At 39.7% G+C, this 24,285-nt stretch carries 22 protein-coding genes and 1 pseudogene; 22 read left to right on the top strand and 1 reads right to left on the bottom strand.

Annotated features, from left to right (window positions below):
- The first annotated feature begins 16 nt into the window (after nucleotides 1-16).
- From acpS to FN031_RS06310, 14 genes and pseudogenes are all read left to right on the top strand, one after another.
- Nucleotides 17-379, top strand: a complete 363-nt coding sequence (gene acpS / locus FN031_RS06375) for a holo-ACP synthase (protein WP_142559096.1) — start codon at nucleotides 17-19, stop codon at nucleotides 377-379.
- Nucleotides 369-1,472 (top strand): alanine racemase, encoded by a 1,104-nt coding sequence (gene alr, locus FN031_RS06370; protein WP_142558668.1) that lies wholly within the window; start codon nucleotides 369-371, stop codon nucleotides 1,470-1,472. Before acpS ends, alr begins: the two co-directional genes overlap by 11 nt.
- 23 nt (nucleotides 1,473-1,495) lie before the next feature.
- Nucleotides 1,496-3,511, top strand: coding sequence for an ATP-dependent DNA helicase RecG (gene recG / locus FN031_RS06365; protein ID WP_142558667.1), 2,016 nt, complete (start codon nucleotides 1,496-1,498; stop codon nucleotides 3,509-3,511).
- 288 nt (nucleotides 3,512-3,799) lie between these two features.
- Nucleotides 3,800-4,285 carry an acyl-CoA thioesterase gene (locus tag FN031_RS06360; RefSeq protein ID WP_142558664.1) on the top strand — a complete coding sequence of 162 codons (486 nt, stop codon included), beginning with the start codon at nucleotides 3,800-3,802 and terminating at the stop codon, nucleotides 4,283-4,285.
- A 229-nt stretch (nucleotides 4,286-4,514) separates the two neighbouring features.
- The gene (locus FN031_RS06355) at nucleotides 4,515-5,498 is read left to right on the top strand and encodes an acetylxylan esterase (protein ID WP_142558662.1); all 984 of its coding nucleotides are present in this window, start codon (nucleotides 4,515-4,517) and stop codon (nucleotides 5,496-5,498) included.
- A 256-nt stretch (nucleotides 5,499-5,754) separates the two neighbouring features.
- Nucleotides 5,755-6,453 carry an N-acetylmannosamine-6-phosphate 2-epimerase gene (locus FN031_RS06350; protein ID WP_075565841.1) on the top strand — a complete coding sequence of 233 codons (699 nt, stop codon included), beginning with the start codon at nucleotides 5,755-5,757 and terminating at the stop codon, nucleotides 6,451-6,453.
- Between the two features lie 126 nt (nucleotides 6,454-6,579).
- On the top strand, nucleotides 6,580-7,914 hold the full coding sequence (locus tag FN031_RS06345) for an ABC transporter substrate-binding protein (protein ID WP_142558660.1): 1,335 nt from the start codon (nucleotides 6,580-6,582) through the stop codon (nucleotides 7,912-7,914).
- A 231-nt stretch (nucleotides 7,915-8,145) separates the two neighbouring features.
- Entirely contained in the window at nucleotides 8,146-9,012 is an 867-nt protein-coding gene (locus FN031_RS06340) for a carbohydrate ABC transporter permease (RefSeq protein ID WP_185928457.1), read from the top strand.
- Nucleotides 9,013-9,028: 16 nt separating this feature from the next.
- Nucleotides 9,029-9,868: a carbohydrate ABC transporter permease gene (locus tag FN031_RS06335; RefSeq protein WP_075565849.1), complete on the top strand. Its 840-nt coding sequence runs from the start codon at nucleotides 9,029-9,031 to the stop codon at nucleotides 9,866-9,868.
- 68 nt (nucleotides 9,869-9,936) lie between these two features.
- Nucleotides 9,937-10,389: a YhcH/YjgK/YiaL family protein gene (locus FN031_RS06330; RefSeq protein WP_142558656.1), complete on the top strand. Its 453-nt coding sequence runs from the start codon at nucleotides 9,937-9,939 to the stop codon at nucleotides 10,387-10,389.
- A 20-nt stretch (nucleotides 10,390-10,409) separates the two neighbouring features.
- Nucleotides 10,410-11,060: a YesL family protein gene (locus FN031_RS06325; RefSeq protein ID WP_142558654.1), complete on the top strand. Its 651-nt coding sequence runs from the start codon at nucleotides 10,410-10,412 to the stop codon at nucleotides 11,058-11,060.
- A gap of 163 nt (nucleotides 11,061-11,223) precedes the next feature.
- A complete protein-coding gene (locus FN031_RS06320) occupies nucleotides 11,224-12,141 on the top strand; it encodes a dihydrodipicolinate synthase family protein (protein ID WP_142558652.1) in 918 nt (305 codons plus the stop codon).
- Nucleotides 12,142-12,156: 15 nt separating this feature from the next.
- On the top strand, nucleotides 12,157-13,041 hold the full coding sequence (locus tag FN031_RS06315) for an ROK family protein (protein WP_142558650.1): 885 nt from the start codon (nucleotides 12,157-12,159) through the stop codon (nucleotides 13,039-13,041).
- Between the two features lie 194 nt (nucleotides 13,042-13,235).
- Nucleotides 13,236-15,368, top strand: a pseudogene (locus FN031_RS06310) (alpha-L-fucosidase); the annotation flags it as partial.
- A gap of 63 nt (nucleotides 15,369-15,431) precedes the next feature.
- Here the strand turns inward: FN031_RS06310 and FN031_RS06305 are convergent.
- Nucleotides 15,432-16,283 carry a MurR/RpiR family transcriptional regulator gene (locus FN031_RS06305; protein ID WP_142558646.1) on the bottom strand — a complete coding sequence of 284 codons (852 nt, stop codon included), beginning with the start codon at nucleotides 16,281-16,283 and terminating at the stop codon, nucleotides 15,432-15,434.
- Nucleotides 16,284-16,474: 191 nt separating this feature from the next.
- On the opposite strand from FN031_RS06305, the gene pbp2b reads away from it, so the two are divergent.
- From pbp2b to rpsI, 8 genes are all read left to right on the top strand, one after another.
- Complete coding sequence (gene pbp2b, locus FN031_RS06300; protein WP_142558644.1) at nucleotides 16,475-18,517, top strand: penicillin-binding protein PBP2B; 2,043 nt, start codon at nucleotides 16,475-16,477, stop codon at nucleotides 18,515-18,517.
- Nucleotides 18,518-18,527: 10 nt separating this feature from the next.
- A complete protein-coding gene (gene recR / locus FN031_RS06295; RefSeq protein WP_000966742.1) occupies nucleotides 18,528-19,124 on the top strand; it encodes a recombination mediator RecR in 597 nt (198 codons plus the stop codon).
- A gap of 165 nt (nucleotides 19,125-19,289) precedes the next feature.
- Complete coding sequence (locus tag FN031_RS06290) at nucleotides 19,290-20,333, top strand: D-alanine--D-alanine ligase (RefSeq protein ID WP_142558642.1); 1,044 nt, start codon at nucleotides 19,290-19,292, stop codon at nucleotides 20,331-20,333.
- Nucleotides 20,334-20,386: 53 nt separating this feature from the next.
- A complete protein-coding gene (locus FN031_RS06285; RefSeq protein ID WP_142558640.1) occupies nucleotides 20,387-21,760 on the top strand; it encodes a UDP-N-acetylmuramoyl-tripeptide--D-alanyl-D-alanine ligase in 1,374 nt (457 codons plus the stop codon).
- Entirely contained in the window at nucleotides 21,747-22,358 is a 612-nt protein-coding gene (locus FN031_RS06280) for an NUDIX hydrolase (RefSeq protein WP_142558638.1), read from the top strand. Before FN031_RS06285 ends, FN031_RS06280 begins: the two co-directional genes overlap by 14 nt.
- A 120-nt stretch (nucleotides 22,359-22,478) precedes the next feature.
- Nucleotides 22,479-23,186 (top strand): YwaF family protein, encoded by a 708-nt coding sequence (locus tag FN031_RS06275; RefSeq protein ID WP_142558636.1) that lies wholly within the window; start codon nucleotides 22,479-22,481, stop codon nucleotides 23,184-23,186.
- A 158-nt stretch (nucleotides 23,187-23,344) separates the two neighbouring features.
- Nucleotides 23,345-23,791: a 50S ribosomal protein L13 gene (gene rplM / locus FN031_RS06270; RefSeq protein WP_001044624.1), complete on the top strand. Its 447-nt coding sequence runs from the start codon at nucleotides 23,345-23,347 to the stop codon at nucleotides 23,789-23,791.
- Between the two features lie 18 nt (nucleotides 23,792-23,809).
- On the top strand, nucleotides 23,810-24,202 hold the full coding sequence (gene rpsI / locus FN031_RS06265; RefSeq protein ID WP_061852918.1) for a 30S ribosomal protein S9: 393 nt from the start codon (nucleotides 23,810-23,812) through the stop codon (nucleotides 24,200-24,202).
- Nucleotides 24,203-24,285: the final 83 nt, after the last annotated feature.

The following is a 24,285-nucleotide window of genomic DNA, read 5'->3' as shown; positions in this document are numbered from 1 at the left end:
ACTCTTTTTGATAAAAATGATACTTGGACATGGAATCGATATTGAAGAATTAGCTTCTATACAAAATGCAGTTGAAAAAAGAGAAGGTTTTGCGCAGCGTGTCTTGACAGACAAGGAAATGGTGCACTTTGCCAGTCTCAAAGGTCGCAGACAAGTCGAATATTTGGCTGGTCGTTGGTCAGCTAAAGAGGCTTTCTCAAAGGCTATGGGAACGGGAATTGGGAAGCTAGGCTTTCAGGATTTGGAAGTTTTGAACAATGAGAAGGGAGCTCCTTACTTCAGCAAATCCCCATTTTCAGGAAATGTTTGGTTATCGATTAGCCATACAGAACAGTTTGTGACAGCTAGTGTTATTTTGGAGGAAAATCATGAAAACTAGTCCACATAGACCAACCAAGGCCCTTATTAATCTAGAAGCAATCCGATATAATATCCAACAAATGGGAGCACACATTCCTAAAGGAACCCTTAAATGGGCGGTTGTGAAAGCCAATGCCTATGGACATGGAGCGATAGCTGTTGCAAGAGCTATCCAGGATGGTGTAGATGGCTTTTGTGTGTCAAATATTGATGAAGCCATCGAACTCCGTCAGGCGGGTATCGCTAAGAAAATTCTTATTTTGGGAGTATCTGAGGTTGAATCTTTTTCATTGGCTAAGGATTTTGATATTACCTTGACAGTAGCTGGTTTGGAGTGGGTTCGTACCTTGTTAGCTAGTCAATCAGATTTATCTGGTTTAAAAATCCACTTAAAAATCGATTCAGGTATGGGAAGAATTGGTTTTAGAGATGCAAGTGAAGCTCAAGAAGCCCAATTTTTACTTCAAGAACATGGAGCTTATGTTGAAGGAGTTTTTACTCACTTTGCGACAGCAGATGAGCAGTCTGAGGTATACTTTGACCAACAATTGACTTGTTTCAAAGCTATTTTAGCTGAATTTAAAAACTTACCAAAACTAATCCATGCTAGCAACTCGGCAACGACTCTTTGGCATGCAGAAACAATTTTCAATGCAGTCCGTATGGGAGACGCCATGTATGGGCTCAATCCTAGTGGAAAAGTTTTGTCTTTACCCTATGATTTAATCCCAGCTTTAAGTTTGGAGTCTGCTATTGTACATGTAAAAACTCTTCCAGCGGGTGCTTGTGTAGGCTATGGGGCTACGTATGAAGCTGATAGTGAACAAGTGATTGCTACTTTGCCAATTGGTTATGCTGATGGATGGACAAGGGATATGCAGAATTCTTCAGTTTTGGTGGATGGACAATTGTGCCCTATTGTTGGTCGAGTATCTATGGATCAAATAACCATTCGTCTACCTTATATTTATCCATTGGGAACGAAGGTGACTTTAATTGGTTCAAATGGTGATAAGGAGATTACGACAACAGATGTAGCGACCTATCGAGGAACTATCAATTATGAAGTTGTTTGTCTCCTAAGTGATCGTATCCCGAGAGAATATTATTAAGAACAGAAGGAAAGGAGAGTAGGATGAATTTACACCAACCCTTGCATGTCTTGCCTGGAGTGGGACCAAAATCAGCAGAGAAGTATGCCAAATTAGGTATTGAAAATCTGCAGGATCTTTTGCTCTACTTTCCTTTTCGTTATGAAGATTTCAAGAGCAAGCAGGTTTTAGAACTAGAGGATGGAGAAAAGGCAGTTCTTTCTGGTCAAGTTGTAACTCCAGCTAGTGTTCAATATTACGGATTTAAACGAAATCGACTACGTTTTAGTATGAAACAGGGAGAAGTCGTTTTTGCGGTCAATTTTTTCAATCAACCCTATCTAGCAGATAAGATAGAGCTTGGTGCGACACTAGCGGTTTTTGGGAAATGGGACCGTGCCAAGGCTAGTCTCACCGGTATGAAGGTTTTGGCTCAGGTAGAGGATGATCTGCAACCAGTCTATCGTTTGGCTCAAGGAGTTAGTCAGGCGGGATTGGTCAAAGTGATTAAGACAGCCTTTGATCAGGGATTGGATCTCTTGCTTGAGGAGAATCTTCCTCAAACATTGCTTGATAAATACAAGCTTATGCCACGTGGACAAGCTGTGCGTGCCATGCATTTTCCAAAGGATTTGGCGGATTATCGTCAAGCCCTTCGTCGGATTAAGTTTGAGGAACTTTTCTATTTCCAAATGCAATTGCAAACCCTAAAATCAGAAAATATGGTTCATGGAAGTGGTCTAGTCATAAACTGGTCTCGTGAAAAATTAGAAAAAGCAAGGGGAGATCTGCCTTTTGCCTTAACCCCAGCTCAGGAAAAAAGTTTGCAAGAAATTTTGACTGATATGAATTCTGACCGTCATATGAATCGCCTTCTACAAGGGGATGTCGGCAGTGGTAAGACAGTTGTTGCAGGGCTAGCTATGTATGCTGCTGTGACAGCAGGCTACCAGGCTGCTCTAATGGTTCCAACAGAGATTTTGGCTGAACAGCACTTTGAGAGTTTACAGGAACTATTTCCGGATTTAAGACTAGCTCTTTTGACAGGCTCTTTAAAAGTTGGAGAAAAGCGCCAAGTTTTGGAAAAGATTGGCAAAGGTGAAATTGATTTTATTATCGGAACCCATGCCCTGATTCAAGATAGTGTAGATTACGCTAGACTAGGTTTGATTATTATTGATGAGCAACACCGATTTGGCGTAGGTCAAAGGCGCATCCTGCGAGAAAAAGGAGACAATCCTGATGTCCTCATGATGACAGCGACTCCTATACCACGTACTCTGGCTATCACAGCTTTTGGAGATATGGATGTGTCCCTTATTGACCAGATGCCAGAAGGTCGAAAACCGATTGTCACGCGTTGGATTAAACATGAGCAACTGCCTCAGGTTTTGACTTGGCTCGAGGGAGAAATTCAGACAGGTTCTCAAGCCTATGTTATTTCTCCATTGATTGAGGAGTCTGAAGCTCTTGATTTGAAAAACGCTATTGCTTTGTCGGAAGAATTGACGGTTCATTTTTCTGGTAAGGCAAGAGTAGCCCTCTTACATGGTAAGATGAAAAGTGATGTAAAAGATCAGATTATGCAAGAATTTAAAGAGAAGAAAACCGATATTCTTGTTTCGACAACGGTTATCGAAGTTGGTGTCAATGTCCCAAATGCGACAGTCATGATTATCATGGATGCCGACCGTTTTGGGCTTAGTCAACTCCATCAGCTCAGAGGTCGAGTTGGTCGGGGGAACAAACAGTCATATGCTGTTCTTGTAGCTAATCCAAAGACAGATTCAGGTAAGGATCGTATGAGGATTATGACTGAGACTACAAATGGCTTTGTTCTTGCTGAGGAAGATTTAAAAATGCGAGGTTCTGGTGAAATATTTGGAACTAGACAATCAGGTTTACCAGAGTTTCAAGTTGCAGATATTATCGAAGACTTTCCAATTCTTGAGGAAGCTCGTAAGGTTGCTAGCTATATCAGCTCCCTCCCTAACTGGCAAGAGGATCCAGAGTGGCATATGATAGCTCTAAATCTACAAAAGAAAGAACGTTTAGATTAAGCATTTTCTAAGAAAACTATAAGGTATGTTTTTGATAAGGCGCCTATACTAGAATCATCAAAAAGAAATGAGGACTCTCATATGATGATTAAGGTAAATGATTAAAAAACATCTCAAGTGAAACAAGTACCTTTTCCTAAATACTAAGAAAAAGAGCGGAAACGCTTTTTTCTATAAAGTGAGCTTAGACTAGGAATTAAAATAACTATCGGACTAGTCTATTTACTATTGTGGTAAAGGTTGCTATAATGAAGAAAACTAATCAATACACTTCTGAAAGGAGTTCGCATGATATTAGAGACAAGGAATGTTGCAATTCAGGATACATACCGGGAAAGATTTCAACACTGTTGGGGTTGTGGACCTAAGAATGATTTAGGATTGCATTTGAAAACTTATCCAAGTGTAGAGGGCACAAGCTGCATTAGCCGTATCAAGGTAGACCAGCAATATACAGGAGGTGTCCCTGCAAATCTATTTGGTGGCATGATTGCTGTGATTTTTGACTGTCATGGAACAGCGTCTGCTGCATGGTTTGCTCATCATCAAAAGGGTTTGGAATTGACAGCCGAAACAGTTATCGGACGCTTCATCACAGCTCATTTAGAAGTTGATTATCTCAGCCCAACCCCAATTGACGATGAGATTGTCGTTACTTCAACATTGGAGGAACTAGGGGAAAGAAAAGCCATCGTTTCTATGGAAATGTCAGTGGCAGGTAAAGTGCGTGCAAAAGCTAAAATGGTTGCCGTAGCAGTTAAGGACAACATGTAAACGTATAGATAAGCTAGTGAGAGCAAGGATTTGCTCTCACTTTTAGTTGTGCGATATAAACTGAAAATTAATCACAGATTTTTAAGAAAGAGTCTACTTGAAACTACTTTTAATCTAACTTGAAATGAAAAAATAACCTAAAAAAGCTTTCTGATTTAGGGTCATTCTTGCATTGCATTTCTAGATGTGATACAGTTATGATAACGGTTGCAAAAATAAGGAGAATTTTATGAGAAATCCAGCATTAATAGAAGAAATGAAAACGTATAGAGGGCGAGATGAAGTGCCACTTGATTTTGACGCTTTTTGGGATGGTGAAATTAAAAAGTTGTCGGCTTTGCAAGACTATCAATTAGAGGAACGTGATTTTCATATTCCAAATGTTAAGTGTTATGAACTAACTTTTAAAGGGACTGGTAATGGAATCGTCTATGCACGAGTCGTTTTACCTAAGTTAGATAAGAAGGTTCCTGTTATTTTCCATTTCCATGGTTATATGGGTCGTGGTTGGGATTGGACAGATATGCTGGCTTTTACAGTCGCTGGTTATGGTGTTGTATCTATGGATGTCAGAGGGCAGTCTGGCTACTCTCAAGATGGTATGTGCTCTCCTCTAGGGAATACCGTTAAAGGACAAATTATTCGAGGAGCTGTAGCGGGAAAGGACCAGTTGTTCTTCAAGGATGTTTATCTAGATATTTATCAGTTGGTTGAAATTATTGCAAGTCTTCCTCAAGTTGATGAAGAACAATTATCTAGCTATGGAGCATCTCAAGGTGGGGCTTTAGCTATAGTTGCAGCGGCTCTAAACCCTAAAATCAAGCGTACAGTTTCCATCTATCCATTCTTGTCTGACTTTAGACGAGTGTTAGAGATTGGGAATACTAGTGAAGCTTATGATGAACTCTTTAGATATTTCAAATTTCATGATCCTTTCCATGAAACGGAAGAGAAGATTATGGCAACCTTGGGTTATATCGATGTGAAAAACTTTGCCCATCGTATTAAGGGTGAGGTTCGCATGATTACAGGGCTAGATGATGACGTCTGCTACCCAATCACTCAATTTGCTATATACAATCGTCTAACTTGTGAGAAGAGTTATCGCCTTATGCCTGAATATGCGCATGAAGCTATGAATGTTCATGTCAATGATCAAGTTTATAATTGGTTGTGTGGCAGTGAGATACCTTTTACCTATGTAGGGCAATAGAATAATTTTGAATATCCCTGTAGCTTCGATTGAAGTGGGATCTATAGTACAACAGAATTGAGTTTAAATATAGGTGTGCTAGTTGATAAATCTGCTTTTTATAAATAAAAAAACAGTAGCAGCTGAAACTACTTTCAGAACAAATTGTTACACAACATTATTTTGAAACTTCAATCTATTATAGAACAAAATATTGAAAGCGTTTTAAAAATGGTATATAATGAGAACATAAGAAAAGAGAAAAGGAGGAAAGTGGATGCCAAAGATTACTAAAGAAGCTTTGATTGAGCAGATTAAAAATGGAATCATCGTTTCTTGTCAGGCACTTCCTCACGAACCGCTTTATACAGAAGCGGGAGGGGTAATTCCCTTGCTGGTCAAAGCGGCTGAGCAAGGTGGAGCAGTAGGTATCCGAGCTAATAGTGTTCGAGATATTAAAGAAATTAAGGAAGTAACCAAACTTCCAATTATTGGGATTATCAAACGTGATTATCCTCCGCAAGAACCATTCATCACTGCTACTATGAAAGAAGTTGATGAATTAGCAGAACTTGACATCGAAGTTATTGCTCTTGACTGTACCAAACGAGAACGTTATGATGGTTTGGAAATTCAAGACTTTATCCGACAAGTCAAAGAAAAGTACCCAGATCAACTCTTGATGGCTGATATCAGTACCTTCGATGAGGGATTGACAGCAGTAGAAGCTGGAATTGATTTTGTTGGTACGACCTTATCAGGCTACACATCTTACAGTCCAAAAGTAGATGGCCCAGATTTTGAATTGATTAAAAAACTCTGTGATGCAGGGGTGGACGTCATCGCAGAAGGAAAAATTCATACGCCAGAACAAGCCAAGCAAATCCTAGGTTATGGAGTGCGAGGAATCGTTGTTGGCGGTGCCATTACTAGACCAAAAGAAATCACGGAACGTTTTGTTTCGGGTCTTAAGTAACACAATCTTTAAAAAAGTTGAGGAGAGTGGTTGATGAGTAGGCAAAAATGAAAACGTATACAATAACACTATTTCCCATTATCCAAATTGGATATCGTCATTATAAATAAATTTAGGAGAATACAAATGAAATTTAGAAAATTAGCTTGTACAGTACTTGCGGGAGCTGCGGTTCTATCTCTTGCTGCTTGTGGTAAAACAGACACTAACAAAGAAGCGGCTAAATCAGGTGGCGACTCTGCTGCTGCAACTACAGAAATCACTTGGTGGGCTTTCCCAGTCTTCACTCAAGAAAAATCTGGTGACGGTGTTGGAACTTATGAAAAATCTATCATCGAAGCTTTTGAAAAAGCAAATCCAGATATTAAAGTTAAGCTAGAGACAATCGACTTCAAATCTGGACCTGAAAAAATCACTACAGCAATCGAAGCTGGAACTGCTCCAGACGTACTCTTTGACGCACCAGGACGTATCATCAATTACGGTAAAAATGGTAAATTGGCTGAGTTGAATGACCTCTTCACAGACGAATTTGTTAAAGATGTAAACAATGATAATATCATCCAAGCAAGTAAAGCTGGTGATAAAGCTTACATGTATCCAATTAGTTCTGCACCATTCTACATGGCTATGAACAAGAAGATGTTGGAAGATGCTGGTGTAGCTGACCTTGTTAAAGAAGGTTGGACTACAGATGACTTTGAAAAAGTTTTGAAAGCTCTTAAAGACAAAGGATACACTCCAGGTTCATTGTTCAGTTCTGGTCAAGGGGGAGACCAAGGAACACGTGCCTTCATCGCTAACCTTTACGGCGGTTCTGTAACAGACAAAGAAGTTACTAAATACACAACTGACGATCCTAAATTCGTTAAAGGTCTTGAAAAAGCAACTAGCTGGATTAAAGATGGTTTGTTGAATAATGGTTCACAATTTGACGGTGGTGCAGACATCCAAAACTTTGCAAACGGTCAAACATCATACACACTCCTTTGGGCACCAGCTCAAAACGGTATCCAAGCTAAATTGTTGGAAGCAAGTAAAGTTGAAGTGGTTGAAGTGCCATTCCCATCTGACTCAGGAAAACCAGCACTTGAATACCTTGTAAACGGATTTGCAGTATTTAACAACAAGGATGAAAAGAAAATTGCCGCAGCTAAGAAATTCATCCAATTCATCGCAGATGATAAAGAGTGGGGTCCTAAAGACGTAGTTCGTACAGGTGCCTTCCCAGTTCGTACTTCATTTGGAAAACTTTATGATGATAAACGTATGGAAACTATCAGTGGTTGGACTAAATACTACGCTCCATACTACAACACAATTGACGGATTTGCTGAAATGAGAACACTTTGGTTCCCAATGTTGCAATCAGTATCTAATGGTGACGAAGAACCTGCTGCAGCTTTGAAGACATTCACTGAAAAAGCGAATGAAACAATCAAAAAAGCAGCTAAAAAATAAGTCCTAAATAAATCTTACAGTCCCCCCTTTTCCCTGTGAACATTCGTACACGAAAAGGGGGACTTTTGTTTGAAAATGTAAGCAACTGACAAATCGAAATTAAAATGAAGTTCTTACATAGGCTTATCGTGGAAAAAATTTCATTTTGATTTTACATCAATGTCAGGTGACAAACAAAATAATAAAATAATTGAAAGTGAGGTACCGACAGTGAAAGTCAATAAAATTCGTATGCGGGAAACAGTGATTTCCTATGCTTTCTTAGCACCAGTCTTAATCTTCTTTACTGTCTTCGTTTTAGCTCCAATGATTATGGGCTTCATCACTAGTTTCTTTAACTACTCGATGACAAGCTTTGAATTTATAGGATTGGACAACTACATCCGTATGTTTAAAGACCCAGTCTTTATAAAGTCTTTAATTAATACCGTTATCTTGGTTATTGGCTCTGTCCCTGTAGTTGTACTCTTCTCGCTCTTTGTAGCATCACAAACTTATCAACAAAATGCTGTTGCTAGATCTTTCTATCGTTTCGTCTTCTTCCTTCCTGTAGTAACAGGTAGTGTTGCCGTAACAGTAGTATGGAAATGGATCTACGATCCTCTATCAGGTATTTTGAACTTCGTGCTTAAGTCAAGCCATATCATTAGCCAAAACATTTCTTGGTTAGGAGATAAAAACTGGGCTTTGATGGCGATTATGATTATTCTTTTGACAACATCAGTTGGTCAACCAATCATTCTTTACATCGCAGCAATGGGAAACATTGATAACTCTCTTGTTGAAGCAGCGCGTGTCGATGGAGCAACTGAATTACAAGTTTTCTGGAAGATCAAATGGCCAAGCCTTCTTCCAACAACTCTTTATATCGCAATCATTACAACCATCAACTCATTCCAGTGTTTCGCATTGATTCAGCTTTTGACTTCTGGTGGTCCAAACTACTCAACAAGTACACTTATGTACTACCTGTATGAAAAAGCTTTCCAATTGACAGAGTATGGCTATGCCAACACTATCGGTGTCTTCTTGGCAGTTATGATTGCCATCGTCAGCTTTGTTCAATTTAAAGTACTTGGAAACGACGTAGAATACTAATAGAAAGGAGACAGCTATGCAATCTACACAAAAGAAACCTTTAACAGCCTTCACTGTTATTTCAACCATCTTCTTGCTCTTATTGACTGTACTGTTTATCTTTCCATTCTACTGGATCTTGACAGGTGCATTCAAATCACAACCGGATACCATTATGATTCCACCACAATGGTTCCCTAAAGCTCCAACAATGGAGAACTTCCAACAATTGATGGTACAAAACCCAGCAATCCAATGGATGTGGAACTCAGTATTCATTTCATTGGTAACAATGTTCTTGGTTTGTGCCACTTCATCCCTAGCTGGTTATGTATTGGCTAAGAAACGTTTCTATGGTCAACGTATCCTCTTTGCTACCTTTATTGCTGCCATGGCTCTTCCAAAACAAGTTGTCCTTGTGCCATTGGTGCGTATCGTTAACTTCATGGGAATTCACGATACTCTTTGGGCAGTTATTTTGCCACTTATCGGATGGCCGTTTGGGGTCTTCCTTATGAAACAGTTTAGTGAAAATATTCCAACAGAATTGCTTGAATCTGCTAAAATCGATGGTTGCGGTGAGATTCGTACATTCTGGAGCGTAGCCTTCCCAATCGTGAAACCTGGATTTGCAGCTCTTGCAATCTTCACCTTCATCAATACATGGAATGACTACTTTATGCAGTTGGTGATGTTGACTTCTCGTAACAACTTGACCATCTCACTAGGGGTTGCAACCATGCAGGCTGAAATGGCAACCAACTATGGATTAATCATGGCAGGTGCTGCCCTTGCAGCTGTGCCAATCGTAACAGTCTTCTTAGTATTCCAAAAATCATTTACTCAAGGTATTACTATGGGAGCGGTTAAGGGTTAATCGAGAGTATTTGATTATTTTGATACATTCTACAATTAGAAATAGTATCATAGAGAAGAGAGTAGAATATGATTTTTGATGATTTAAAAAATATAACCTTTTACAAAGGACTTCATCCGAATTTAGATAAGGCTATTGATTATCTTTATGAACACCGCAAAGATACTTTCGAATTTGGAAAGTACGATATTGACGGAGACAAGGTCTTTCTAGTAGTTCAAGAAAATGTTCTCAATCAAGAAGAAAATGATCGCTTTGAATACCATAAAAACTATGCAGACTTGCATTTGTTGGTTGAAGGGCATGAATACTCAAGTTACGGTTCTCGTGTTAAGGACGAGGCAGTAGCATTTGATGAAGCAAGTGACATTGGCTTTGTTCACTGTCACGAACAATACCCATTATTGTTGGGTTATCACAATTTTGCAGTCTTCTTCCCAGGGGAGCCTCATCAGCCGAACGGTTATGCAGGCATGGAGGATAAGGTTCGCAAGTATTTGTTTAAAATTTTAATTGATTAGTAAGTTAGGAGGAGCAAGCAATGGCACAAAAAGGGTCAGGCCTAATTAAAGCAGCATTTGATACTGATAATTTTCTCATGCGTTTTAGTGAGAAAGTCTTAGATATTGTGACAGTTAATCTACTCTTTGTTGTGTCTTGTTTGCCAATTGTGACTATTGGGATAGCCAAGATTAGTCTTTACCAAACAATTTTTGAAATTAAGAAAAGTAGACGAGTTCCAGTATTTAAAACCTATATTAGAGCCTTTAAACAAAATTTGAAATTAGGTCTGCAATTGGGTTTATTGGAGTTGGGAATTGTTCTGATTAGTGTTCTTGATCTATATCTGTTTTGGGGACAAGAAGGTCTTGTATTTCAGTTGCTGAAAGTGATCTGTCTAGGGATTTTAATCTTCCTGACATTAGTGATGCTAGCAAGTTATCCTATCGCAGCTCGTTATGAATTAGCATGGAAAGAGGTTCTTCAGAAAGGTTTGCTTTTAGTAAGTTTTAATTTTCCTTGGTTTTTCCTCATGCTTGCAATCCTCTTCTTAATTGCTATGGTTCTATATCTATCAGCATTTACTCTTCTACTTGGTGGTTCGGCATTTTTACTATTTGCTTTTGGTCTTCTCGCTTTTTGGCAGTCTGGATTAATGGAAAAATTGTTCGCAAAGTATCAAGCTGAATGAAATAGGTATGAAACTACTTTCAATTGAAAAAATTTTCAAACACTAAGAAGAAATTAAAATCTAAGTGGCCGGGAGATATTGAAAGCCATTTTTACAAAGTGTATACTAATACAGTGAAAATTAATCTGCTCAAAGCAGAAAAAAGAAACCTTAGGAGAAATCTATGTCAGATTTAAAAAAATATGAAGGTGTCATTCCTGCCTTCTACGCATGTTATGATGATGCGGGTGAAGTTAGCCCAGAACGTACACGTGCTTTGGTTCAATACTTTATTGATAAAGGTGTTCAAGGACTTTACGTTAATGGTTCTTCAGGTGAGTGTATCTACCAAAGTGTAGAAGACCGTAAATTGATCTTAGAAGAAGTTATGGCAGTTGCCAAAGGTAAATTGACCATCATTGCTCACGTAGCTTGTAACAATACCAAAGATAGTATTGAACTGGCTCGTCATTCAGAAAGTTTGGGAGTAGATGCTATCGCAACAATCCCACCAATTTACTTCCGTTTGCCTGAGTACTCAGTTGCTAAATACTGGAACGATATCAGTGCTGCTGCACCAAACACAGACTATGTTATCTACAACATTCCTCAATTGGCAGGTGTTGCTTTGACTCCAAGTCTTTACACAGAAATGTTGAAAAACCCACGTGTCATTGGTGTTAAAAATTCTTCAATGCCAGTTCAAGATATCCAAACATTCGTTAGCCTTGGTGGCGATGACCATATCGTCTTTAACGGTCCAGACGAACAATTCCTAGGCGGACGTCTCATGGGAGCAAAAGCTGGTATCGGTGGTACTTATGGTGCTATGCCAGAACTCTTCTTGAAACTCAACCAATTGATTGCGGATAAGGACCTAGAAACAGCGCGTGAATTGCAATACGCTATCAACGCTATCATCGGTAAATTGACTGCAGCTCATGGGAATATGTACTGTGTGATTAAAGAAGTCTTGAAAATCAATGAAGGACTTAACATCGGATCAGTTCGTTCTCCACTTACACCAGTGACCGAAGAAGATCGTCCAGTTGTAGAAGCAGCTGCTCAATTGATTCGTGAAACTAAGGAGCGTTTCCTCTAATCAATAGGAGGCTTTATGACTAATTACGTTGCAATTGATATTGGTGGAACGAATATCAAATACGGTTTAATTAACCAAGATGGACAACTTGTAGAGTCTCATGAAGTTCCAACTGAGGCTCATAAGGGTGGTCCACACATCTTACAGAAAACAAAAGATATCGTAGCTAGCTATCTAGAAAAAGGAATGGTGTCAGGTGTAGCTATTTCCTCTGCGGGAATGGTTGATCCTGATAAGGGTGAAATCTTCTATGCCGGTCCGCAGATTCCAAATTATGCAGGAACTCAATTTAAAAAAGAAATTGAAGAAAGCTTTAACATTCCTTGTGAAATTGAAAATGATGTTAACTGTGCAGGGCTTGCTGAAGCTGTCTCTGGTTCAGGAAAGGGTGCAAATATTACCCTTTGCTTGACGATTGGGACTGGTATCGGTGGTTGCTTAATCATTGATGGCCAAGTATTCCATGGCTTTAGTAATTCTGCCTGCGAGGTCGGTTATTTGCATATGCAGGATGGTGCTTTTCAAGATTTAGCCTCTACGACAGCACTTGTTAAGTATGTGGCTGATGCACATGGTGATGAGGTAGAACAGTGGAATGGTCGCCGAATTTTCAAGGAAGCAACTGAGGGAAATAAACATTGTATGGATGGAATTGACCGCATGGTAGAATACCTTGGTAAGGGTCTCGCTAATATTTGTTATGTTGCCAATCCAGAAGTTGTCATCCTTGGTGGTGGTATCATGGGGCAGGAAGCTATTCTGAAACCTAAAATTCGTAAGGCTTTGAAAGATTCGCTTGTTCCAAGTTTGGCAGACAAGACTCGACTTGAATTTGCTCACCATCAGAATACTGCTGGGATGCTAGGTGCATATTATCATTTCAAAACAAAACAATCCTAAATTGGCCTTGCCAATTTAGGATTTTTAAATAAAGGCAAATACTAACTTGCTTACTGATGGCAAGGTATCTTGCATTTTTGACTTCGATATAGTATATTTAAGTTAATTCAAATATATATCAGTAATACCAATAGATATGGACTAAAGGAGAGCAATCATTGACCTATAATCAACAAGAAAAATATAACAGTAAAGTAAGCTCCCCTGAGGATCAAGAAACAGAAATTACGGCCTTTGGACCACTTCCAAGCAAGGCTCAATTGGATTACCACAAGGAAGAATTGGCTGCCTTCATTCATTATGGGATGAATACCTATACTGATTCTGAGTGGGGGGATGGTCAAGAAAATCCTCAAAACTTCAATCCAACTAACCTTGATACAGATCAGTGGATTAAGACTTTGAAGGATGCTGGATTCAAACGAACCATTATGGTTGTAAAACACCATGATGGATTTGTAATCTATCCTTCTCAATATACAAAACATACTGTCGCTGCTAGTCCATGGAAAGATGGTAAGGGAGACCTTCTCGAAGAAATTTCTAAATCAGCGACTAAGTATGACATGAATATGGGTGTTTACCTATCACCATGGGATGCCAACCATCCAAAATATCACGTTTCAACTGAGAAAGAGTACAACGAATACTATCTTAACCAACTCAAGGAAATCCTTGGAAATCCTAAATACGGTAACAATGGTAAATTCATCGAAGTATGGATGGACGGTGCGCGTGGTAGCGGAGCTCAAAAAGTAACTTATACCTTTGATGAGTGGTTCAAGTACATCAAGGAAGCTGAAGGAGACATCGCCATCTTCTCTGCTCAACCGACAAGTGTCCGTTGGATTGGTAATGAACGTGGTATCGCCGGAGATCCAGTTTGGCATAAGGTCAAGAAAGCTAAAATCACTGATGATGTGAAGAATGACTATCTCAACCATGGAGATCCAGAAGGAGATATGTACTCAGTTGGTGAAGCAGACGTTTCTATCCGTTCAGGTTGGTTCTACCATGACAATCAAGAACCAAAATCAATCAAAGATTTGATGGATATCTACTTCAAGTCAGTTGGTCGGGGAACGCCGCTTCTACTCAATATTCCACCTAATAAAGAAGGTAAATTCGCAGATGCAGACGTGGCCAGTTTGCAAGAATTCCGAGCAACCTTGGATCAAATGTATGCGACTGACTTTGCTAAGGGAGCAACTGTAACTGCAAGCTCTACTCGTAAGAATCACTTGTATCAAGCAAGCCACCTAACAGATGGTAAGAATGATACTAGCTGGGCACTAGCAAATGATGCTAAGACAGGTGAATTTACTGTTGATCTTGGTCAAAAGAGACGCTTTGACGTCGTCGAACTCAAAGAAGATATCGCTAAGGGGCAACGTATCTCTGGCTTTAAGGTTGAAGTTGAACTCAATGGCCGTTGGGTTCCATATGGTGAAGGGTCAACTGTTGGTTATCGTCGTCTTATCCAAGGTCAACCAGTAGAGGCACAAAAGATTCGTGTAACCATTACTGGTGCACAAGCGACTCCAATTTTGGCAAACTTCTCTGTTTATAAGACACCAAGTAGTATCGAGAAAACAGATGGTTACCCTCTCGGATTGGACTACCATTCAAATACAAGAGCTGATAAAGAAAATACAACTTGGTATGACGAATCTGAAGGTATCCGCGGAACATCTATGTGGACTAACCAAAAAGATGCTAGTGTTACATACCGTTTCACTGGAACAAAAGCATATGTAGTATCTACAGTTGATCCAAACCACGGTGAAATCTCCATTTACGTGGATGGTCAAAAGGTTGCAAACGTACAAACCAATAATGCAACTCGTAAGCGTAGCCAGATGGTTTATGAAACAGAAGACTTGGCTCCAGGTGAACATACCATCAAACTCGTCAATAAAACTGGGAAAGTTATTGCGACTGAAGGTATCTACACGCTCAACAATTCTGGTAAAGGTATGTTTGAGATGAAAGAAACGACCTATGAAGTTCAAAAAGGTCAACCGGTTACTGTAACTATTAAACGTGTTGGTGGTAGCATAGGAACAGCAACAGTCCATGTCGTGACTGAACCAGGAACAGGGGTTCATGGTAAAGTGTACAAGGACACAACAGCTGACTTGACCTTCCAAGATGGTGAAACTGAGAAAACAATCACGATTCCAACTATCGACTTTATTGAACAAGCTGATTCAATCTTTGACTTCAAAGTGAAAATGACTAGCTCGTCAGACGATGCCCTTCTTGGATTCGCAACTGAAACAACTATTCGAGTAATGAAAGTAGACTTGCTTTCAAAAGAGAATTGAGTTTTGATACATTTATGATAAGCACATCTGAGTGATAAAAAAATCCTAAATTGTTACATCAATTTAGGATTTTCCATTTTTACGATTTCTACGATAACCATTGAGTTTTTTATTTTCCCAATAGCTATTAAAAATCTTTTCTTTGCTTTCACGATCGATTTCTAAGAAATAAGCATAAAGCAAGTCAATGACAAAGAGCATAGGAAGCTGAGCAGAGAGCCGTTGAATATAAGGGGATTGACCTTGATTTGCTACAAGTACAGTCTCAGTAAAATCCTGAGTCTCCTTGATAATCATACTGGTAAATAGAACCGTTTTTGCTCCCATGTCCTTAGCATCTAGCAGACTGTCGATGACGGAAGTAGTTGTTCCTGAAAGAGAAAAACCAAATACGAGACAGTTCTTATCCAAAATGCTTGTGGTCCAGGCGAAACCATCTGGATCTGTTAAGGCCTCACAGACTACACCTAGTCTCATGAAACGAAATTTCATCTCTCGAGCGACTAATCCAGAGCTTCCAGTTCCAAAGAAGTAGACGCGCTCAGCTTGTTCAATCATTTGAGCTACGCGTTCTAGTTGTTCTTCATTAATCAGTTCTCGAGACATTTCTCGGAGATTAGTATAGCTTCTCAAAACTCTTTGTGTCAAGAGATTCATATCTGGTTGTAAGAGAGGTAGGGTATCTTTTTGTTGTTGATATTTAAAGATAAACTCACGATAACCTTTGAATCCACATTTTTTTGCAAAACGTGTGAGAGCAGCTTGTGATATATGTAGTTTTTGGGTGACCTCTTGCGAAGACAAGTCGTCATGAATTGTTTCTACTTGTAAGAAATAACGGGCGATCACTTGCTCTAATTCCGTCATTTCCTCAAAATGAAGATTGATAATCGTAGAGATGTCTTGTTTGTTCATGTGACTCCTTGGTTGATAGTATAAGTGTAAAAAATCTAGAATTAGGATGATTATTTTTATTATATCATATCTATTTTTTTATACGTTGATATTTGATTAAAAAGCAAAACTCTTCCCTTTTTCCATAATTTTCTCCTCAAATTATGGTACAATGTAGAGTGAGATTTTGATTAGAAACGAGACTGATTTGTATGAGAAAATTTAATAGCCACTCGATTCCGATTCGGCTGAATTTATTGTTTGCAATCGTCATTCTATTGTTTTTGGCGATTATTGGACGCCTGCTCTATATGCAGGTTTTACACAAAGATTTTTATGAAAACAAACTAGCTTCAGCTAGCCAAACTCGTGTTACAACAGGGTCTGTGCGTGGTGAGATCTACGATGCAACAGGAAAACCACTGGTTGAAAACACTGTCAAACAAGTAGTTGCTTTCACACGTAGCAATAAGATGACAGCGACAGACTTGAAAGATATTTCCAATAAACTATTAAACTATGTATCGGTTACTTCTCCTGAGCTAACTGACCGTCAAATTGCTGACTACTACCTAGCTGATCCAGCTGCCTATAAAAAGACGGTAGAAGATCTTCCAAAGGATAAGCGTTTTGATTCAGATGGTAATCTACTTTCAGAATCTGAGCTTTACAACAATGCTGCTGAGAGTATTGCTTCCGAAAAAATGACCTATTCAGAGGATGAAAAGAAAGCCATTTATATCTTTAATCAGCTTAATGCTGTCGGGAATTTTGCAACTGGCAATATCCAGACAGATCCATTAAATGATACCCAGATAGCAGTTATCGCTTCTGCCTCTAAGGAATTACCAGGGATTAGTATCTCAACTTCTTGGGATCGTAAGATTTTAGATACATCACTCTCGTCAATTGTTGGTAGTGTTTCGAGTGAAAAATCTGGTCTTCCAGCTGAAGATGTTGATGAGTACCTTAAAAAAGGTTATTCCCTCAATGACCGTGTAGGAACTTCCTATCTAGAAAAACAATACGAAGAAATTCTACAAGGGAAGCGCACTGTTAAAGAAATTCATCTTGACAAACATGGAGACATGGAAAGTGTTGAGAATATTGAGGAAGGTAGTAAGGGTAAAAACATCAAACTAACCATTGATTTGGCCTTCCAAGATAACGTTGATGAGCTGTTGAAAAGTTATTTCAAATCAGAATTAGCGAACGGTGGAGCTAAATATTCAGAGGGTGTCTACGCAGTAGCACTTAATCCGAAGACGGGTGCTGTGTTAGCCTTATCAGGGATGAAACATAATGTGGATACTGGTGAGTTAACTCCGGATTCTCTTGGAACTGTGACCAATGTATTTGTTCCAGGATCTGTCGTTAAGGCAGCAACCATTAGTTCGGGTTGGGAAAACGGAGTTTTATCAGGCAACCAAACCCTAACAGACCAACCGATTGTGTTTCAGGGGTCTGCACCGATCAATTCTTGGTATACAGTTTCGACTGGTTCCTTCCCCATTACGGCCGTTGAAGCGTTAGAGTACTCGTCAAATACATATATGGTGCAAACGGCACTTGGAATAATGGGGCAAACCTACAAGCCGAATATGTCGGTTGTAACCAATCAGCTAGACTCAGCTATGGGGAAACTACGTTCAACTTTCGGAGAATATGGTCTGGGTGTTTCTACTGGAATTGATTTACCTGATGAATCGATTGGATTTGTTCCTAAAGAATTTGATTTGGCCAATTACCTAAATAATGCTTTTGGTCAGTTTGACAACTATACACCTTTGCAGTTGGCCCAGTATGTTGCTACCATTGCTAATAACGGTGTCCGCCTAGCTCCACACATTGTTGAGGGAATCTATGATAATAACGATACAGGTGGACTTGGAGAATTAATCCAAGAAACAGAGACTAAAGAAATCAATCGAGTTAATATTTCAGAGTCAGATATGGCCCTCTTACAACAAGGGTTCTATCAGGTTTCTCACGGAACTAGCCCTCTTACAACAGGTCGTTCCTTCTCAAATGGGGCAACTGTTTCTATCAGTGGAAAAACAGGTACCGCCGAAAGTAACGTAGCAAATGGTCAAAAAGCTACCAACACCAATGCGGTTGCCTATGCTCCGTCTAATAATCCTCAGATTGCAGTTGCAGTGGTCTTCCCACATAACACCAATCTTACAAATGGTGTCGGACCTTCTATTGCTCGTGATATTATCAATTTATACAACAAACACCATCCAATGAATTAGAAAGGAAGCTATGCTCTATCCAACACCCATTGCTAAGTTAATTGACAGTTATTCTAAGCTTCCCGGTATCGGGATTAAGACAGCGACCCGATTGGCCTTTTACACGATTGGAATGCCTGATGATGACGTTAATGAATTTGCAAAAAATCTTCTTTCAGCTAAACGAGAACTAACTTATTGTTCCATCTGTGGACGTTTGACAGACGAGGACCCTTGCTCTATCTGTACAGACCCTAGTCGTGATCAGACAACTATCTTAGTTTTAGAGGATAGCAGAGATGTGGCAGCTATGGAAAATATCCAAGAATACCATGGCCTTTACCATGTTTTGCATGGCTTGATTTCGCCAATGAATGGTATCAGTCCTGACGATATCAATCTCAAGAGCCTCATGACTCGTCTGATGGATAGTGAAGTTTCAGAGGTCATTGTTGCAACTAATGCGACAGCTGATGGCGAAGCGACTTCTATGTATCTATCTCGTTTGCTTAAACCAGCGGGTATTAAAGTTACTCGTCTAGCACGAGGGCTAGCAGTAGGAGCTGATATTGAATATGCAGATGAAGTAACTCTTCTTCGAGCTATTGAAAATCGGACAGAACTATAGTCTCTACGGATAAAAAAGAGGCAAGCACTTAGTAAAGTAAAAACAAGAGTGAGGCTGGACCTAGTTTTGTCCCAGCCTCTTTTGTTTTTGAATATACAAGTTTAAAAAAATAGACAAATATGATATACTAAAGAGCAAGTATTCTAGTAGAAATAGGACATCCATATGAAACAAACAATTATTCTATTATACGGTGGACGCAGTGCAGAACGCAAAGTGTCTGTGTTGTCAGCGGAAAGTGTGATGCGTGCGGTTAACTATGATAGCTTCATGGTAAAAACTTTCTTCATTAGCCAGTCTGGTGACTTTATTAAAACACAAGAATTTACCCAAACTCCAAGTCAGGATGATCGTCTCATGACGAATGATAGCATTGACTGGGACAAGAAAATTACTCCAAGTGCTATCTACGAAGAAGGAGCAGTGGTCTTTCCAGTCCTTCATGGACCGATGGGAGAGGACGGCTCGGTCCAAGGTTTCTTAGAAGTCTTGAAAATGCCTTATGTTGGTTGCAATATTTTGTCTTCAAGCCTTGCTATGGATAAAATCACTACCAAGCGTGTCTTAGAGTCTGCTGGAATCGCTCAAGTACCTTATGTAGCCATTGTTGAAGGGGATGACTTGTCTTCTAAGATTGCAGAAGTTGAAGAAAAATTAAAGTACCCAGTCTTTACTAAGCCATCGAATATGGGTTCTAGTGTAGGTATTTCTAAGTCTGAGAATCAAGAGGAACTTCGCCAAGCTTTAGAGCTTGCCTTCAAGTACGATAGTCGTGTTTTGGTGGAGCAGGGTGTAACTGCGCGTGAAATCGAAGTTGGACTTTTAGGAAACTATGATGTTAAGAGCACGCTACCTGGTGAAGTTGTCAAAGACGTAGCCTTCTATGACTATGATGCCAAATATATCGACAACAAGATTACCATGGATATCCCAGCTAAGATTAGCGATGAAGTGGTATCGGTTATGCGTAAGAATGCCGAAACTGCCTTCCGTGCTATCGGTGGACTTGGATTGTCGCGTTGTGACTTCTTCTATACAGATAAAGGTGAGATTTTCCTAAATGAGCTAAATACGATGCCAGGTTTTACGCAATGGTCTATGTATCCCTTGCTTTGGGACAATATGGGAATTTCTTATCCAGAATTAATTGAACGTTTGGTTGATCTTGCTAAGGAAAGTTTTGACAAGCGTGAAGCGCACCTATTGTAAAGACAGACATAAGGGCGGGGAAGGACTCCTTGCCCCTTTTTAAAGGAGTAAATATGAAACTTACGATTCACGAAGTTGCGCGTCTTGTTGGTGCTAAGAATGATGTATCAGTCTATCCGGATAGTCCGCTAGTTAAGGCAGAATTTGATAGTCGATTGATTGCTGAGGGGGATTTGTTTATTCCTCTCAAGGGAGCGCGTGATGGTCATGATTTTATCGAGACGGCTTTTGAAAACGGTGCTGCTGTAACCTTGTCAGAGAAGGAAGTAGAAGGACGTCCCTATATTCTAGTAGATGATGTCTTAACTGCTTTTCAAACTCTAGCAGCTAGCTATCTTCAAAAAACAGGAGTAGATGTCTTAGCTGTTACAGGTTCGAACGGTAAGACAACGACTAAGGACATGCTGGCGCATTTACTTGCTACGACTTTTAAAACGTATAAAACTCAAGGAAATTACAATAACGAGATTGGACTACCTTATACAGTTCTTCATATGCCGGATGACACTGAGAAATTGGTCTTGGAGATGGGGCAGGATCACTTGGGAGATATTCATCTCTTGTCTGAATTGGCTCATCCAAAGACAGCCATTGTGACCTTGGTCGGAGAGGCTCACTTAGCCTTCTTCAAGGACCGTTCTGAGATTGCCAAAGGGAAATTACAGATTGCTGATGGGATGGAAAAGGGTGCCATGCTTTTAGCACCAGCTGATCCTATTGTAGAGGATTATCTACCTACTGAGCAAAAAGTGGTCCGTTTTGGTCCAGGTGCAGAACTCGAAATTACAGAATTGATTGAGCGTAAGGATAGCTTAACCTTCAAGGCTAATTTCTTGGAGCAACCCCTTGATTTGCCTGTGACTGGTAAGTACAATGCGACCAATGCCATGATTGCATCTTATGTTGCTTTGCAAGAAGGAGTAACTGAGGAGCAAATCCATCAAGCCTTCCAAAATTTAGAATTGACCCGCAATCGTACCGAGTGGAAAAAAGCTGCCAACGGTGCGGATATCCTATCAGATGTCTACAATGCCAATCCAACTGCCATGAAGCTGATTTTAGAGACTTTCTCTGCTATCCCAGCTAATGAAGGTGGCAAGAAAATTGCAGTTCTGGCAGATATGAAAGAACTTGGAGACCAGTCTGTTCAACTCCATAATCAAATGATTTTGAGCATTACACCCGATGCCCTTGATACTGTTATTTTCTACGGTGAAGACATTGCTGATTTGGCTCAATTAGCCAGTCAAATGTTCCCAATCGGCCATGTTTACTACTTTAAGAAAACAGCTGAGGAAGACCAGTTTGAAGCCATGGTCAAGCAAGTTAAGGAAAGTCTTGGTGCACATGACCAAATCTTGCTTAAAGGTTCCAACTCTATGAATCTAGCTAAGCTAGTAGAAAGTCTAGAAAATGAGCACAACTGATTTTGCTAAGGCTCTGCAGAGAATGTTAGCCATTACCGAGACTGGTTTGACCTATACAAGGGATCCTTTTGACCGTGAACGTTATGAGAATTTACGTCAGATTTTATGGAGTGTCTTGCAGGATCAAACAGAGCTCAAACAAGAGGAATTGACTGCAATTTTAAAACCAACAGGTAGCTATGCAACTCCCTTGATGGATGTGCGAGCTTGGATTGTTCAAGACCAGAAGATTTGTTTGGTTAGAGGACAAGGAGAGGATACTTGGGCATTACCTGGTGGCTTTGGTGAGGTAGGATATTCTCCCAAGGAAAATATCCGAAAAGAAGTTCAGGAAGAAACAGGATTTTCAGCAGAAGTAGGCTCTTTATTGGCAGTTTTTGATACCAACCGCTTTCAACTTCAGAACAAGCAGTATGCCAAGTTCGTCTTTGACTGTCAGTTATTAGATGGACAATTTCAAGAAAATCAAGAAGTTGCTGAATTAGGATTTTTTGACATTTCGGCTCTCCCTCCCTTATCTGAAAAAAGAATAACCAAGGAACAAATGGATATTCTATGGCAGGTTTATCAGGGTGAGCGGGAACAATATGTCGATTAGAAGTTTTACTTTATATTAAGATTGACAGTTTCTTTTACACAAAATTATAAGAAATAAATGTAAGCTAGGCTCTATAGAGATGAGTAGGAGGCCTGCTTATATGAAAATGAGGAAAGTTATATGAATATTTGGGATGCTTTACTTACTACCCAGGCGACGGAGCCACCCCAATTTGGATTTACTTGGTACGCAAGTACATTTGCCTTACTGTTTTTGACAATTTATCTTGCTTATCGCTATCGTGAAAATAAGGTTTGTCAACGATTTTTCCAGATTATACAGGCAATTCAGTTAATAGCGCTATACAGCTGGTATTGGATTAATCAGTTCCCGCTGTCAGAAAGCTTGCCTTTTTATCATTGTCGATTAGCTATGTTTGTAGTTCTACTACTACCAGGTGTTTCAAAAACCAAACAGTATTTTGCTTTGCTTGGAACCTTCGGGACGATTGCAGCTTTTGTTTATCCAATCCCAGACGCTTACTCTTTCCCACACATCGTTATTTTGTCCTTTATTTTCGGACATCTAGCCCTTCTTGGAAATTCCTTGATTTATCTTTTAAACAACTACGATGCTAGTCTGTTGGATTTCAAAGGTATTCTTATACTGACCTCTTTACTCAATGGTTTGATTTTTATAGTCAATTTAGTGACGGGTGGAGATTACGGTTTTATGACAAAACCACCATTGGTGGGAGACCATGGTCTTGTGGTTAATTATATCATTGTCACTCTATTTTTGGCTTGTGCTATTTTCCTCTTCTCTAAAGGTTTTCAAGTCATCACTCAGGAGAAGGCAGAAAGACGATTGAAAATCTGGCAGAAATAAAAAATATTTTCTCAACTGCTTGACTTTTATCTGAGAATTTTGATACAATAGTAGGCGGTATTGTTTACCCCATTTGTAAGGCCCCGGAACCTTTCAAATACCCCGCGGACCGGAACATCCGCCCTGTAAACAAAAACGATATTCATATAGGAGAAATCATGAACAAAACTACATTCATGGCTAAACCAGGCCAAGTAGAACGCAAATGGTACGTTGTTGACGCAACTGATGTACCTCTTGGACGCCTTTCAGCAGTTGTTGCTAGCGTACTTCGCGGAAAAAACAAACCAACATTTACACCACACACTGATACAGGTGACTTCGTAATCGTTATCAATGCTGAAAAAGTTAAATTGACTGGTAAAAAAGCAACTGATAAGATCTACTACACTCACTCAAACCACCCAGGTGGATTGAAACAAATCTCTGCTGGTGAACTTCGTTCTAAAAACGCAGTTCGTTTGATCGAGAAATCAGTTAAAGGTATGCTTCCACACAATACTCTTGGACGCGCTCAAGGTATGAAATTGAAAGTATTCGTTGGAGCTGAGCACACTCACGCTGCACAACAACCAGAAGTTCTTGATATTTCAGGACTTATCTAAGGAAAGGAACAATAAAGTATGTCACAAGCACAATATGCAGGTACTGGACGTCGTAAAAACGCTGTTGCACGCGTTCGCCTTGTTCCAGGAACTGGTAAAATCACTGTTAACAAAAAAGATGTTGAAGAGTACATCCCACACGCTGACCTTCGTCTTGTTATCAACCAACCATTTGCAGTTACTTCAACTGTAGGTTCATACGACGTTCTCGTTAACGTTGTAGGTGGTGGTTACGCTGGTCAAGCAGGAGCTATCCGTCACGGTATCGCTCGTGCCCTTCTTCAAGTAGACCCAGACTTCCGCGATTCATTGAAACGCGCAGGACTTCTTACACGTGACTCACGTAAAGTTGAGCGTAAGAAACCAGGCTTGAAAAAAGCTCGTAAAGCATCACAATTTAGTAAACGTTAAAACTTATTTAAACTTATTGAAAGCATTTCGTATCAAAAATACGGGATGCTTTTTCTGTTCACCCCAAATTTTTGTAACTAGGT

Origin of the sequence: Streptococcus mitis (assembly GCF_902159415.1) — a bacterium.
In the GTDB taxonomy this organism is placed as follows: domain Bacteria; phylum Bacillota; class Bacilli; order Lactobacillales; family Streptococcaceae; genus Streptococcus; species Streptococcus mitis_BG.
Note: the sequence above shows the minus strand (reverse complement) of the source record. Positions and strands in the feature narration are given on the sequence as shown.

What these genes read in the sequence shown, in the direction of transcription:
- acpS (WP_142559096.1), top strand. Translation starts at nt 17, where the DNA reads ATGATACTTGGACATGGAATCGATATTGAAGAATTAGCTTCTATACAA.
- alr (WP_142558668.1), top strand. Translation starts at nt 369, where the DNA reads ATGAAAACTAGTCCACATAGACCAACCAAGGCCCTTATTAATCTAGAA.
- recG (WP_142558667.1), top strand. Translation starts at nt 1,496, where the DNA reads ATGAATTTACACCAACCCTTGCATGTCTTGCCTGGAGTGGGACCAAAA.
- FN031_RS06360 (WP_142558664.1), top strand. Translation starts at nt 3,800, where the DNA reads ATGATATTAGAGACAAGGAATGTTGCAATTCAGGATACATACCGGGAA.
- FN031_RS06355 (WP_142558662.1), top strand. Translation starts at nt 4,515, where the DNA reads ATGAGAAATCCAGCATTAATAGAAGAAATGAAAACGTATAGAGGGCGA.
- FN031_RS06350 (WP_075565841.1), top strand. Translation starts at nt 5,755, where the DNA reads ATGCCAAAGATTACTAAAGAAGCTTTGATTGAGCAGATTAAAAATGGA.
- FN031_RS06345 (WP_142558660.1), top strand. Translation starts at nt 6,580, where the DNA reads ATGAAATTTAGAAAATTAGCTTGTACAGTACTTGCGGGAGCTGCGGTT.
- FN031_RS06340 (WP_185928457.1), top strand. Translation starts at nt 8,146, where the DNA reads ATGCGGGAAACAGTGATTTCCTATGCTTTCTTAGCACCAGTCTTAATC.
- FN031_RS06335 (WP_075565849.1), top strand. Translation starts at nt 9,029, where the DNA reads ATGCAATCTACACAAAAGAAACCTTTAACAGCCTTCACTGTTATTTCA.
- FN031_RS06330 (WP_142558656.1), top strand. Translation starts at nt 9,937, where the DNA reads ATGATTTTTGATGATTTAAAAAATATAACCTTTTACAAAGGACTTCAT.
- FN031_RS06325 (WP_142558654.1), top strand. Translation starts at nt 10,410, where the DNA reads ATGGCACAAAAAGGGTCAGGCCTAATTAAAGCAGCATTTGATACTGAT.
- FN031_RS06320 (WP_142558652.1), top strand. Translation starts at nt 11,224, where the DNA reads ATGTCAGATTTAAAAAAATATGAAGGTGTCATTCCTGCCTTCTACGCA.
- FN031_RS06315 (WP_142558650.1), top strand. Translation starts at nt 12,157, where the DNA reads ATGACTAATTACGTTGCAATTGATATTGGTGGAACGAATATCAAATAC.
- FN031_RS06305 (WP_142558646.1), bottom strand. Translation starts at nt 16,283, where the DNA reads ATGAACAAACAAGACATCTCTACGATTATCAATCTTCATTTTGAGGAA.
- pbp2b (WP_142558644.1), top strand. Translation starts at nt 16,475, where the DNA reads ATGAGAAAATTTAATAGCCACTCGATTCCGATTCGGCTGAATTTATTG.
- recR (WP_000966742.1), top strand. Translation starts at nt 18,528, where the DNA reads ATGCTCTATCCAACACCCATTGCTAAGTTAATTGACAGTTATTCTAAG.
- FN031_RS06290 (WP_142558642.1), top strand. Translation starts at nt 19,290, where the DNA reads ATGAAACAAACAATTATTCTATTATACGGTGGACGCAGTGCAGAACGC.
- FN031_RS06285 (WP_142558640.1), top strand. Translation starts at nt 20,387, where the DNA reads ATGAAACTTACGATTCACGAAGTTGCGCGTCTTGTTGGTGCTAAGAAT.
- FN031_RS06280 (WP_142558638.1), top strand. Translation starts at nt 21,747, where the DNA reads ATGAGCACAACTGATTTTGCTAAGGCTCTGCAGAGAATGTTAGCCATT.
- FN031_RS06275 (WP_142558636.1), top strand. Translation starts at nt 22,479, where the DNA reads ATGAATATTTGGGATGCTTTACTTACTACCCAGGCGACGGAGCCACCC.
- rplM (WP_001044624.1), top strand. Translation starts at nt 23,345, where the DNA reads ATGAACAAAACTACATTCATGGCTAAACCAGGCCAAGTAGAACGCAAA.
- rpsI (WP_061852918.1), top strand. Translation starts at nt 23,810, where the DNA reads ATGTCACAAGCACAATATGCAGGTACTGGACGTCGTAAAAACGCTGTT.